At 68.0% G+C, this 12,575-nt stretch carries 10 protein-coding genes and 1 pseudogene; 1 reads left to right on the top strand and 10 read right to left on the bottom strand.

What is annotated here, in order from left to right:
* Positions 1-186 precede the first annotated feature (186 nt).
* The gene (locus ON20_RS07070; protein WP_157228735.1) at positions 187-843 is read left to right on the top strand and encodes a GNAT family N-acetyltransferase; all 657 of its coding nucleotides are present in this window, start codon (positions 187-189) and stop codon (positions 841-843) included.
* Between the two features lie 201 nt (positions 844-1,044).
* Here ON20_RS07070 and ON20_RS07065 read toward each other — a convergent pair whose 3' ends face one another.
* The 10 genes and pseudogenes from ON20_RS07065 to ON20_RS07020 all read right to left on the bottom strand — a co-directional run bounded on the left by ON20_RS07065 (position 1,045) and on the right by ON20_RS07020 (position 12,499).
* Positions 1,045-2,277 carry a cytochrome P450 family protein gene (locus ON20_RS07065; protein WP_040834141.1) on the bottom strand — a complete coding sequence of 411 codons (1,233 nt, stop codon included), beginning with the start codon at positions 2,275-2,277 and terminating at the stop codon, positions 1,045-1,047.
* On the bottom strand, positions 2,274-3,572 hold the full coding sequence (locus ON20_RS07060; RefSeq protein ID WP_281032848.1) for a cytochrome P450 family protein: 1,299 nt from the start codon (positions 3,570-3,572) through the stop codon (positions 2,274-2,276). The genes ON20_RS07065 and ON20_RS07060 overlap by 4 nt, the downstream gene beginning before the upstream one ends.
* Positions 3,569-4,195, bottom strand: coding sequence for a GTP-binding protein (locus ON20_RS07055; RefSeq protein WP_438803385.1), 627 nt, complete (start codon positions 4,193-4,195; stop codon positions 3,569-3,571). The genes ON20_RS07060 and ON20_RS07055 overlap by 4 nt, the downstream gene beginning before the upstream one ends.
* Positions 4,176-4,463 (bottom strand): annotated as a pseudogene (locus ON20_RS07050) (DUF742 domain-containing protein); the annotation flags it as partial. The gene ON20_RS07055 and the pseudogene ON20_RS07050, both read right to left, overlap by 20 nt.
* A 93-nt stretch (positions 4,464-4,556) precedes the next feature.
* Positions 4,557-4,973: a roadblock/LC7 domain-containing protein gene (locus tag ON20_RS07045; RefSeq protein ID WP_040834140.1), complete on the bottom strand. Its 417-nt coding sequence runs from the start codon at positions 4,971-4,973 to the stop codon at positions 4,557-4,559.
* Complete coding sequence (locus ON20_RS07040; RefSeq protein ID WP_245547088.1) at positions 4,970-6,511, bottom strand: sensor histidine kinase; 1,542 nt, start codon at positions 6,509-6,511, stop codon at positions 4,970-4,972. The genes ON20_RS07045 and ON20_RS07040 overlap by 4 nt, the downstream gene beginning before the upstream one ends.
* Before the next feature lie 420 nt (positions 6,512-6,931).
* Positions 6,932-7,858 carry a hydroxymethylbilane synthase gene (hemC, locus tag ON20_RS07035; protein ID WP_040834139.1) on the bottom strand — a complete coding sequence of 309 codons (927 nt, stop codon included), beginning with the start codon at positions 7,856-7,858 and terminating at the stop codon, positions 6,932-6,934.
* Positions 7,859-8,143: 285 nt separating this feature from the next.
* Positions 8,144-9,181 (bottom strand): nucleoside-diphosphate kinase, encoded by a 1,038-nt coding sequence (locus tag ON20_RS07030; RefSeq protein WP_245547087.1) that lies wholly within the window; start codon positions 9,179-9,181, stop codon positions 8,144-8,146.
* Positions 9,178-9,600: a hypothetical protein gene (locus ON20_RS07025; protein ID WP_218002461.1), complete on the bottom strand. Its 423-nt coding sequence runs from the start codon at positions 9,598-9,600 to the stop codon at positions 9,178-9,180. Before ON20_RS07025 ends, ON20_RS07030 begins: the two co-directional genes overlap by 4 nt.
* Positions 9,590-12,499 (bottom strand): PEP/pyruvate-binding domain-containing protein, encoded by a 2,910-nt coding sequence (locus ON20_RS07020; RefSeq protein ID WP_051161831.1) that lies wholly within the window; start codon positions 12,497-12,499, stop codon positions 9,590-9,592. Before ON20_RS07020 ends, ON20_RS07025 begins: the two co-directional genes overlap by 11 nt.
* Positions 12,500-12,575 lie beyond the last annotated feature (76 nt).

Below are 12,575 nucleotides of genomic sequence, written 5' to 3'. Positions count from 1 at the left end.
CACGAGACAACGGAAACGTGGAGGGGTCGGTTGCCAGGGACGAGGCTGATACAAGCACTCTCGAACGTTGCCGATGAAATATGCTTCCAGCTGTCACGCGCGGCTGGACACTTCACCGACACCTACCGGGGCGGCATAGGATCGAAAGGGTTCCGACACACGAGCCGGGTGCACACCGATGCCGACATGTCGAAAGCCGAACCGCTGAAGCACACATTCGACCGCGGCGACCCGCCCGCCGGTACCGGCGCCGCCGCTCCGGCCCTCTTCACGCCGGAGTACCTGGACACGAGTCGAGACATTCCGAGTCCTGTGGCCATGATCGGGCCGGCTCGGAAGATGGACGCGGCGGGTATCACTCGCGCCCACGTGCTCGGAGCTCGAAGCGTCCTGAATCGCCTCCCCGGGGCTGCTCCCGCCGATGTGGACAGATTCTTGTTGACGGATCTGGGACCACGCAAGCTCGGGGAATGGACGGGACTCGCCTCGAGCGGTGAGCCAGGACTTCTCGTCGCCCGAACGACCACCGGCGATATCGCGGGCTTCATCTGGGTGTCGCACCGCCCGGACGGCACAGGCCGGCTGAACGCGTGGTATGTGCATCCGACATGGCACGACCAAAAAGTCGGCGGCCTTCTCCTGCGTGGAGGGCTCGACCACCTGGGGGATGTCGATGTCTACACATTTACCACCAAAGACAGTGTGGCCGAATGGGTCTACCGACACTACGGCTTCGTCGACGACGTATCGGCACCCGACACCGTAAGGCAGACACCGCCGTCGGAGGCGGCACACAACATAACAGCACCCCAGGTGCCCCTCGTCCTACGGCGCGAAACCTGAAAGCGGGAACCCGGCCCTCGCTGCTTCGACCATCCGACCGACGTCCGATCGGAAATTCCTACCCCGCGTCTCCGGCCGATCGGCATGGCCGACCTCGAGCGCGTGGAAACGGATTGAAACGAGCCCGACCGCCGATAACCGGGCCGCCGCATCGGCGACACCCTTCCCCACGGCCGAGCTCGGATACCTCCCGTATAGCGCTCAGTTCCCCAGCCGAACGGGGAACGCCGCCAAATCGTTCTGGGTGAGCACCGGCAGGTTGGTGATCTCCTCCACCGGGACCGCGAGCTGCAGGTCGGGGAACCGCTCGAACAGCGCCGGCAGGGCGATCCGGGCCTCGAGCCGGGCCAGGGCCGCACCGGGACAGATATGCGGGCCGAAACCGAAGGAGATATTGCGGTTCGCGGTGGGCCGGGTGATATCGAAATCGTCGGCGTCGGTGCCGTGCACCTCGGTATCACGGCCGATCGCCCGATAGGACATGACGACGCCTTCACCCTTTTCGATGGTGGTGCCGTCGACGGTGATGTCCTCGGTGGCGAACCGCATGAGCAGATGGTTGACCGGACCGTCCCAGCGCAGGGTTTCCTCGATCGCCGCCTCCCACGGATAGTCGCCGCCCCGCACCGGTCGCAGCTGGTCGGGCTGGGTGAGCAGGGCGCGGACGGTGGTGAGGATCAGGCTGACGGTGGTTTCATGGCCGGCGGCCACCAGCGCCTTCAGGGTGCCGATGACCTCTTCCTCGGTGAGGGGCTCGACACCTTCTTCGGTGTCGTGGATGAAGTCGGAGGTGAGATCGTCGCTGGGGACAGCGGTTTTGGCGCGCACCATCTCGGCGTAGTACTCGTCGAGGTCGGCGATCACCCGCAGGCGCTCGTCCTGCGGGGTGAGCAGCGAGAAGAACGCCTTGTACCAGGTGAGCAGCCTGTCCTGGTCGGCGGGATCGACGCCCATGAGCTCGCTGACCACGCGCATCGGCAGCGGATAGGCGAAAACCGACTTCAGATCCACCACCGCGCCGCCCGAGCCCGCGGCGATGAGGTTGTCGAGCAGTTCGGCGGTGACCTTCTCGATTCCCGGCCGCAGGGTGTCGAGGCGGCGAGGGCCGAGCGCCTTGGTGGTCTTGATCCGCAGCCGGCGGTGCTCGGCGCCGTCGACAGTGAACATGGAACGGCCCGCGTCGATCATGCCGATCAGCGGCCACTGGCGGGTCACCACCCCGGCCTGCCACAGTGACCAGGCGTTGATGTCCTTGACCAGCCGGGTGTCGGTGAGCAGCTGCCGGGCCACCCGGTGCCGGGTGACGGTCCAGGCGGGTACCCCGAGCAGTTCGATTCGGGCCAGTGTCGGACCCTCGCTCAGCTGCCGGGTCTCCCCTGCCAGATCACCGACCATGGGATCGATGGTCAGAGCGTGCGGGCATTGTGAACTCATAGTCGACCTCCGACAGCGGAAACAGGGGTGAAGACGACCGGCAGCGAGGTCGTTCCCCGCAGGAACGGCGAGGGGCGGCGCTGCAGCTCGTACTCGGATACGGCCAGGTCCAGATCGGGAAGCCGGTCGAGCAGCACCTCGATACCGGTGCGGGCGATGATCTCCGCGATCTGCTGGGCGGGATAGGGGCAACGGAATTCGCCATGGCCGAATGCGAAATGCGCGGCATTGCCGGAATGTGCGGGTTCGGCGCCGTCGCCGGTATGTTGACGGATATGCGGGTCGGCATTGGCGCCGGCCAGACCCAGCAGCAGCATGTCGCCGGCGTAGATGGTCTTCTCACCGAGCCGGGTGTCGCGGGAGGCCCAGCGGCCGACGAGGATCTGGTTGGGGGTGTCCTCCCACAGCACCTCGTTCATGGCCTGTCCGATACTGTGCCGGGCGCCGCCGAGCGCGGCGGCGAAACGATCGTCGGTGAGCATCAGCCGTACCGAGTTGCCGATCCAGTCGGCGGTCGGCAGGTGTCCGGCCGCGGTGATCGCCTGCAGGTCCAGGCGGTATTCCTCGTCGCTGAACGGTTCACGGTGGGCGAGCATCCGCGATACCAGGTCGTCGCCGGGCCGCGCCTGCTTCTCTTTCAGCAGTTGCTGCATATGGTCCATGAACTGCTGATACGCGCCGAGGGCGTCTCCCCCGCCGTCGGCGAGGGCCTTCATGGTCCGCGCCAGGCGGGGACCGTCGCCCTCGGGGACGCCGAGAATCCAGGCCAATACCAGGATCGGGAGCGGTTCGGCGAATTCGGAGACCACATCGGCCTGGCCGCGGCCGCAGAAACCGTCGATGAGCCGGTCGGCCAACTGTTCACAGACGGCGCGCAGGGCGAACGGGTCGACCGATTCCAGCGCGGAATCGACCATCGCGACGTGGCGGCGGTGCTCGAAATTGCCGCAGTGGTAGATCCCCGGGCCCGGTGGGCCGACCATCGGCAGCAGCGGCCAGTCCGGCGGAATCGCTGACCATTGATTCCACAGGGTGCGGTCGCGGGTGAACAGGTCCGGGTCGGTGGTCACCTGATGCAGTTCGCGGTAGCCGATCACCAGCCAGGCGGGGATACCGCCCAGCAGTTCCACGGCCACCACCGGGCCGTGCTCACCGCGCATCCGCGTGTAGAGGCGATGCGGGTCGGTATGGAATCCGGGGCCGTCCAGCAGGACCGCGCCGTCCCGCTGGGCTGGGTAGTCCTCGGCGGGGGGCACCTCCCCCGCCCGGGAGTACTCGGCCTCGAAATAGGTCACGACAGCGGCTCCGATTCGGCGGACGCGACCACTCGCGTCATCAGATGTTCGACGAGTGTGATCAGGACCTGTTTGCACGAACCGCGGGAGCGGGCGTCGCAGTCGACCAGCGGCACCTCGGGATCCAGGTCCAGCGCCGCGCGGATCTCCTCGGGCCGCGGTGAGATGGGCTCGAAGTTGTTGCAGGCCAACACGAACGGGATGCGCTGGTATTCCAGCCGGTCGATGGCGTACCAGGAGTCGGTGATACGCCGCGGGTCCACCAACACCACTGCCCCGAGCGCACCCGAGAACAGCTGATCCCACAGGAACCAGAACCGTTCCTGGCCGGGCGCGCCGAATACGTACAGCACATGTTCGGAGGTCAGGGAGATCCGTCCGAAATCGAAAGCGACCGTGGTGCTGGTCTTCCCGGTCACCCCGGCGAGATCGTCGATACCGACACCGGCGTCGGTCATCATCGCTTCGGTGTCCAGCGGCAGGATCTCGCTGACCGAACGGACCATGGTGGTCTTGCCCACTCCGAACCCGCCGACGACAACGATCTTCAGCGGATACTGGGCGGTGTTGTGCAGCGGGACCTGGGCTCGGGTCGGCCGGCTGTCATAGGCTACGTAGTCCAACGAGCACCTTCTCGAGGGTGTCCCGGTCGGGCACGGCATACCCGTACTCGTCGGGGACGATGGGGGTGGGATGACGAACGGTGATCCTGCCCGCGTGCAGGAGATCCGACAGCAGCACCATGGCGATACCGACGGGCAGACGCAGTTCGGCCGCGATCTCCACGACCGCGGTGGGGGCCCGGCACATACTCAGAATCGCCGCGTGTTCGGACACCATTCCGGGCGTGGGATCGCATTCGCTCACCACCAGCGTCACGATGTCGAAGGCATCGGTATCGGGGCGGGCACGGCCGCCGGTGAGCGTGTAGAAACGGTCGGGGACATCATCGCGGCCGGGTCCGGTTCACGCGGCCGTGCCCGGTCATAGCGCGCCCGCTCGGCCCAGTCGCGGCGGAACGGCCAGATGTTCTCCCACCTGTTCGACCAGCGCGGCCAGCTGCGCCCCCACCAGCCCGGCGTCGGCATCCTCGTCGGACAGGACCGCGATCTGAGCGCCCAGACCGGTGCCGACCACGAACAGGATCCCGCCGTCGAATTCGGTCATCGACTGCCGCACCCCGCCGCGTCCGGCACCGAAATCGGCCGAGGCGCCGGCGGCCAGGGCCTGGATGCCGGCGGCGATGGCGGAGAGCCGGTCTGCCTGCTCCACCGCCAGGCCGGAGGTATGACAGATTCGGATTCCGTCGGAGGCGACCAGCAGCGCATGCCGGGTATGCGGGGTGGTGTCCAGCAGACGCTGTAGCAGCCAATCCAGCTGGTATGGATCCGAAGTCGTCATTGGCTCTCCCGAGCGTCGAACGGGGGACGGGGGGACGGCACCGCGGCCTCGTTGCCGCGACCGGTTACTGCACGTTGAAATGCCCCCAACGCCGAGGGTGACGACCGGCGGACCGGCACGGTGGCACCGGTGCGGGTGGGGTCGGGTAGGCCCTCTGGATGCGCGGCGGCGAGGGTGTGGCCGCGGCGGCGTTGCGGGAGCACGGACTCGGTGGGCCCGGCGGAGGCGGAAACCCGCGGCCCCACGGGGGTCATACCGGACCTGGGCTGCGGAGAGGACTCGGAGGCGAGGCGGGCCGGCTCCAGCGTCGGGGTGGACGAGAAACCGTGCGCCTCGCGAGTCCGGCCGACCGGGTGCACCTCGCTCACCGGCCGATACTTCTCGGTCACCGGATCGGATGCCGCGGTCGCCGGGTCGGACGATTCAGGCGATGCCGGCAGGGCGAAGGTCTGCGGTTGCGGATGCGGTCGAACGGCCTGGGTCCGGTTCTCCGGCCGGGTGGTGAGTTCGCGCGGAACGACCACCACGGCGGCCGTTCCGCCGAGTGCCGAGGGCCGGTAGTTGACGGTGAGCCCGTGTTTGCGGGCCAGCCGTCCCACCACGGCGAGGCCGAACCGGGTGCCGTTGAGCGAGGAGAGGTCCTGCACCACATCAGCGGCCGAATCGGTTTTCCCGGATACCGCCTCCTGTGCGCGGCGCAGCGCCGTTTCGCTCATCACCAGCCCGCTGTCCTCGATGGTGACCACCACGCCGGCCGGTACCTCGGCGGCGTAGACGTGGACTTCGGTGGTGGGCGGAGAGAATTGGCAGGCGTTGTCGACGAGTTCGGCCAGGGCGTGGATCACGCCTTCGGCGGCGTGTCCGACCACCGCGATATCGGCGACGGCCCGCAACCGCACCCGCTGGTATCCGCTCACCCGTCCCATGGCGGCGCGCAGGACCCGTTCCATTTCGATCGGCTTGGCCCAGCGCCGTCCGGTGCGGGCGCCGCTGAGAATGGCGATACTGTCGGCGAGCCGTCCCGCCCGCGCCGTGTCGTGGTCCAGTTTCAACAGGTCGGCGAGTACTTCGTGTTCGGAGTACCGGTGTTCGAGGTCTTGTAGCGTCGCGAGCATGCTGGTCGTCATGGCCTGCATGCGACCGGCCGCGTTCGCCATCGCCGCGGTCGCCGCCGCGCGCCGGCGTTCGCTCACCACCGCGTCGGCCTGCCGACCGGCCGCGGATTCGACGGTGACGGCGGCCCGGGCCTCGGCGTCGGCGGCTCTGGCGTTCGCCGCCGCCACTTCGTCTTCGGCGGCCCGCGCCATTCCGCGGAAGTACACCGACACGGTCACCGCGGCGCAGACGAGCACGGCGGCGACGATCACCCAGACCGCGGTGAGCACCCGGACCGAGTCGGGTACCGAAATAACCGCGGCCGCAATGGGTCCCGCGCTCACCAACACACATATCCCGAGCGCCGGCAGCGGCCCCTGCCACATGACCGGGGCGCGATCCACGGCTTTACGGATGGCCGGCGAAAGTGACGATTCGGCCACGGGCCCAACTCCCCTGCGTGTATTTCGTGACGGCGCCCCACCACGGGTTGATCTTCGAAGCCCGCGAAAAACCAACTCGACCAGCCGGTTCCGGGTATGCGGCCGAGCATAACGCTCGTTTTACAGCGTCGCTACCGCTACGGCGGCGGGTGAACCGGAGCCGAGCCGACATCCGCCGGCCGTTCACCGAGATAATAGTGAAACACCAGCGGTTATATATCTCACCTCTCGATCCAAGAGGCCGAGGCTGTCTCAATTACGCCACCGTGAAGAAGTTAAACATTGCCGCGCAACGGGTTTCACAAGGAATCATGGGACGAACCGGCGGAGATCCGCTGGGCACCGCAACGAGAACCCGCCCCGTCGACAGGTCACGACGGACGGCCCGCCCCGGTACGCGACACCGCCCGAAAGATGGGATCAGTGCGGAATGGAATCGATGAGTGCGCGCGCACCCTGGCGAAGCAGATCCGAACCGACGAAGAAACCCAGGGCCTGCGGATCCTCCGGCACACCCCAGTGATGCGAATCCAGCCATTGGGTACCGTCGAGGTCGAACACCTTGCCGCGCAACGAAAGACGGCCCGTCGCCTCGACGGTGCAGACGCCGGCGATGGGCGAATTGCAGTGACCCTGCAGGGCGTGCAGCATGGCACGTTCGGCGTCGGCCCGGCGGCGGGTATCCGGGTCGTCGAGCCGGCCGGCCTGCTCGAGCAGTTCGGTGTCGTCGTCACGGCAGACGAGGGCGATAACGCCGGCGCCGATGGGCGGGCACATGACCTCCACGGGCAGTATCTCGGCGATACGGTCCGGCTTGCCCACCCGGTACAGACCCGCCACCGCCGCGATGAGGGCGTCGTAATGGCCCTCCTCCAGCCGGGTGAGGCGGGTATTGATGTTTCCGCGCAGCGGTTTCACCATCAGACGCGGATAGCGCAGGCGCAATTGGGCGGCGCGGCGGACCGAGCTGGTGCCGATCACCGCTGTCTCGGGTAGCTCGGCCAACGGACGGCCGTCGCGGGTGATGATCGCGTCGCGCACCTCCTCGCGCGGGAGGAACCCGGCGAACGCCAGACCCGGCGGGATGGGGATGTCTCCGGGAATGTCCTTGAGGCAGTGCACGGCCAGGTCTGCTTCACCGTGCAGCAGCGCGTCATCGATCTCCTTGACGAACGCGCCTTTGCCGCCGAGCTTCGACAGATCACCCATCCAGCGGTCACCGGCCGAGGTGACCTTCACCAGTTCGGATTCCACCCCGAACACCGCGAGGCCCTCCGCCACCTGCTCCGCCTGGGCAACGGCCATGGGACTGGACCGGGTGGCGATCCGGATGATGCGCTCGGGCATACCGGGACGATACCGCCCACCGTCTCCCTGGGGAACACCGCATGGGCCACAAGGGAACCGGCCCGCCCACGAGCCTCCCGTCGGCGGCCGATCGGGGTGTGGTGAACGCGCTACCGCGGCGAAACGGCCGACTGCGCGATCAGCGCCGCATACAGGACGAGGATGAACCCCACCGCCGGCAACAGCGGATGGTCGGAGCGGTCGGAGCGGAAGAACCGCACCGCGCCCGCGAGGGGAATAAGAGCCGATACGAGATACCCGCCCCGACACCGAGCGTCGCCGGTTTTATTTCCGGCCCTCCAACCAGTCGGACGCGGTGACCGGGCGCAGTGTCTGCGCCTGTGTACCGACCCGCATGGGCAGTACGCACGAGCCGAGCACGATCACCGACCACGGATCCAACTCCCGCTCCTCGGCCCAGGCCTGTGCCAGCAGGGCCGCACAGGCGGTATCGGACCCGGGATCGAAATCCCGCGGTATCGGCGCACCGTCACGTTCGAAGGCACGAAGCACGCGGTCCAGCGCGGCCGAGCGGTCGAACGAACGGGCCGGGGTCCGCGCGTAGAACCGGTCGGCCGCCGCTCGGGCGGCTTCGCGGCCGTCCGCGCCGGTGTAGGAGCGCACCACGACCTGCGCGCGCCGGGCCTCGGGGAAATAGACCGCCAGTTCGCGCAGCACATCGGCGGGATCGTCGGGGGTGTGTACGAGGTTCAGCAGATAGTTGTGCCGGCCCAACAGACAACGCAGTCCGCCCGGTTTGCGCTGCCGCGGGTCGGTGGTGCACTTGGCGGCGGCCAGCCGGACCGGGATGGGCAGTTCCCCGTCGGGTCCGGTCACCACCAGCACCAGGGCGTCGGAGATATCGACCAGCAGATCGGCCAGCCGGCGCCGCTCCGGGGAGGCGATATTCCAGGCGTAATACCACAGGGCACGCACCAGATGCCGGTCGACCGGGACTGCCGCCGCATCGATGACGCGGTAACCGTTGTCACTCAACCATTTCAAGGTTTGTTCCACGGCTCGCGCGACGATGGCGTCGGGTTTGAGCAGCAGCAGCGAATGGCCGGTGGCGAAGGTCGCGGGGTCCACGCGCAACCGGCTCAGCTGTTCCACGCTCTCCAGCACATAGGTATCGCCCAGATACGCCTCGACCTTCGCCCGCTGCGGGGTGAGCCGGGACAGCAGCGTACGCATTGCCTCCGCGTCGGTGGAAACCGGTGGTTTCCCCGCTCCGGCCACTTCGCCGCGGCGCGGCACGGCCATCTGCACATCGGCCCCGAAATCGCCGACCCCGCGACCCGGCCGTGATTCGTTGTCGCTCATGACTTCACCCGTTCCACAACCACTTCGGCCAACATCTCTTCGATCGACGGCAACGCGGTACCGAGATACCCGGAATCCGGGACAGCGAGCAGGCAACAACCGCAGATAGTCCTTGCCGGTGGTCGAGCTCGGACGACCGAGCAGGACATCGGCGACCGTGGTGTCGAAAACCCGCCATCGTCGGAAATAAGGAGCGGGCGTATCGGACCCGTGTCGCGCCGATGCAGCCCCACCGGTCCCACCGGAAGCCATGTGGTTTCGAGGTAGGTTTCGCCGCATCCGGCGGCCCACGACTTCACGGCCTGCAGCAGCCCGTCGACCGGCCGGCCGGTGGCCTCGTCGGCGAGGTACACCCCGGTATCGCCGGCCGGTTCGACCAGCCGACTGCGCACTACCGCAACGTATTCGTCAGGTTCCACGAGCGCGGCCCTCCTCGGGCAGCACGGTAACCGTCCCGGCTCCGCCGTCGACCCGAATTCGCATTCCGGTGCGCAGCCTCGTCGCACCCCCGGAAACCTGCACCACGGTCGGCACCCCGAGTTCGCGGGCGACGATCGCGATATGGGCGAGCGGACTGCCACGTTCGATCACCAACGCCGACGCCGAGGGCAGCGCTGCCACCCAGCCCGGATCGGTGCGGTAGGCGACCAGAATCCCGCCCGCCACATCGCGGGGTTCATCCACCACGACCGCCGTCCCCTCCACCACTCCCACGGCCGACGGCGTGCCGGTGAGTACCGTACCGACGGGTGCGGCCGGGGTATCGGCGACCGGAACCCAACCCTGTGTCACCAGTTCGGTCGGCCCGAACGCCGACCCCACCGTGGTGAAACGGGCCGGTGCGACCAGTCCGGCGTCGCGAATCCGCTGCGCCTTACGGGCGGCGACGAGCGCGCGCAGCCGATCGGTGGGCGCCCCCTCGTAACAACCGCGCAGTTCCTCCACGGTCAGGTAGAAGACATCGGTGAAATCGTCGACTGTTCCGCGCTCGAACAGATCACGACCCATCACCCGAATCATCCGCTTCACCATGCCGAACGCCCGGGCCCGGCAGAACCGCAGCCGTTCCCGGTGTGCCACGCAGCGGATGGTCTTGGCTCGGAGCCGGTCGTAGAGCCGGCGGCGTACACCGTGCAGGTGGGTGTCCAGGTAGGCCTCCGCGTCGGCGCGCCGGTCGGCGGCATCCAGGTCACGTTCGGCTTCCCCGACCCGTCCCAGCGCACTGCGCAGCATGACGAACAGCGCCGACGGGTCCTCCCGCAGATCCGGTGTCTCCAGTTTCAGTTCGTCCAGGCTGCGGTAGCCGTAACAGTCCAGATAGGTGTCGATCTCCGTGAGGAAGTCCGCACGGCCCGCCTCGCGCAACGCCCGGTAGCTGTCCCGGGGATCGGTGGAGTTCAGCAGTTCGACCAGTGCGGGATCGGCGCGGGCGGTCCGCGCCAGGGCGGTCATGGCACGGGCGGGTTCGGCCGATTCGATATCGGAGCCCGGACCCACCAGCGCGAGCAACAGCCAGTCCGGGGCATTCGGCAGGAACAGTCGGGTCAGCAGGTACATCAGGCCGGTACAGGTCAGCAAGATGGCGTCGAGCACCATGAGCGGGCCCCAGCGGCGTACCAGATCGCGGTCCACCCGGCGGTAGACCGCGTAGGCCTGGGCGGCGTCGCGGTATTCGAAGGCGTCGTAGCGGTCGTAGACCCGGTAGAAGTCGGTGAGGAACCGCTGCATCAGAACGTCGATTTCGAAGAATCTCCGGATATAGGTCGCGGTGATGAGCATCCGTGCCCGCAGCCGCTCGAGCGGGCCGCGGAAAGTGAAGGGACGCAGGGATTTCACCATTTCGGCGGGCAGCGGCTCGGATACCCCGAGCGCGACCTCGAGCACCCTGCGGTTGAGCGGATAGCCGGGCGCGATACCCACCATGCGATACCAGTGCAATAGGTTGTAGTAGACCCGACCGTGGAAGTATCCGAGCAGGTAGGGGGCCCAGTCGTCGGTCTGGCGGAGTTGTTCGTCGGGCACTCGCAGCGAGGCCGCGTACTCGCGGTACACCCGGCCGTAGATATCGGCGGCGGTGGTGAAGGTGAGCGGCGAAGTGATGCCGTTGAAGCTCTCGATGATATTGGAGTTGTCCCAGATCCGCGGCTCACCGGCGGGTACGTCTTCGCCGGCGCCGACAATCCTTGCCCGCTTCGCTGTTTCGGGGTCGACGACGGCGTCCACCGGACCGGTGAAACCGATTCCCGCGGCACCGGTTCGTTCGCCGGGTGCGGGCGAAACATCCGCGGCCGGAGCGGATTTCTCCTGTCCCCTGGGAGCGGTCGTGGTGATCGGCCGGGTCTGCAGAAACCAGAAGCCGTCGTCGTCGAGCGCCCATTCGATATCCTGCGGACCCCCGAGCCCGGCGGCCAATGTCCGCCCGTGCTCGGCCAATTCGCTGATCTCGACATCGGTCAGCACCGGTTTCCCGCGCCGCTCGGCGGGGACCTCCTCGGCCACCGCACCTTGAACGCCCGCGGGGCGGTACGCGACATCCTTGTCCCCCACCACCGTCCGCACCACGGCCCCGGCCGCGTCCACCACCACCGAATCGGCATCCACCGCCCCCGACACCAGGCCCTCCCCCAGCCCGTACACCGCGCTGATCACCAACTCGTCCGCGGCCCCGGTCACCGGATTCGCGGTGAAAACGACCCCGCTCGCGCGCGCCGGCACCAACCGTTGCAGCACCACCGCGATCTTCGTGGCCGGTCGCCGACCGCGGGTGAACGCATACCGCACGGACCGCTCGGAGAACACCGAGGCCCAGCAGTCCCGCACCCGCCGTAACACGGCGTCCGGCCCGTTGACATCGAGAAACGTGTCGAACAGCCCGGCATACGAATCTTCGGCGCCGTCCTCCCCCACCACCGACGAACGCACCGCGATCGCTCCGCCGCCGGCCCGCTCGTACGCCTCGATCACCACCGCCCGAACCGGCTCCGGCAGCTCGGTGTCGGCAATGGCGGCCCGTATCCGGGAGGCGGTGGCCAGCGCCGTCTCCACATCCGCCGCCCGGGCATACGCCGCGGCCCATTCGGCGGCCTCACCCGCCACGGAGGTATCCCGATCGTCGCCCCGTCCCGGTTCGCCGTCGGGCACGGCGGGCCGCACGCCGGCGGCGAACGCGGTGAATACATCGGTCCCGAGCACGGCCCACTCCGGTACCCGGAGCCCCGCCGTCTGTAACGCGTATAGTCCCCCGCTCTTCCCCCCGCCCAGGGTCGCCACCGAAGCCGCGTCGCTCCATGGTCCGAGCACCTGCACGCCGGCCTCCATTCCGATCGCCGTACCGCCGAGGACTCTCCCTTCGAGTAAACCCGAGAAGCCACGTGGATATCGGACATTCGGGCCA

The organism is Nocardia brevicatena NBRC 12119, from assembly GCF_000308495.1.
Lineage (GTDB): Bacteria > Actinomycetota > Actinomycetes > Mycobacteriales > Mycobacteriaceae > Nocardia > Nocardia brevicatena.
The sequence above is the reverse complement of the archived record's forward strand: the minus strand, read 5'-3'. Positions and strand labels throughout refer to the sequence as shown.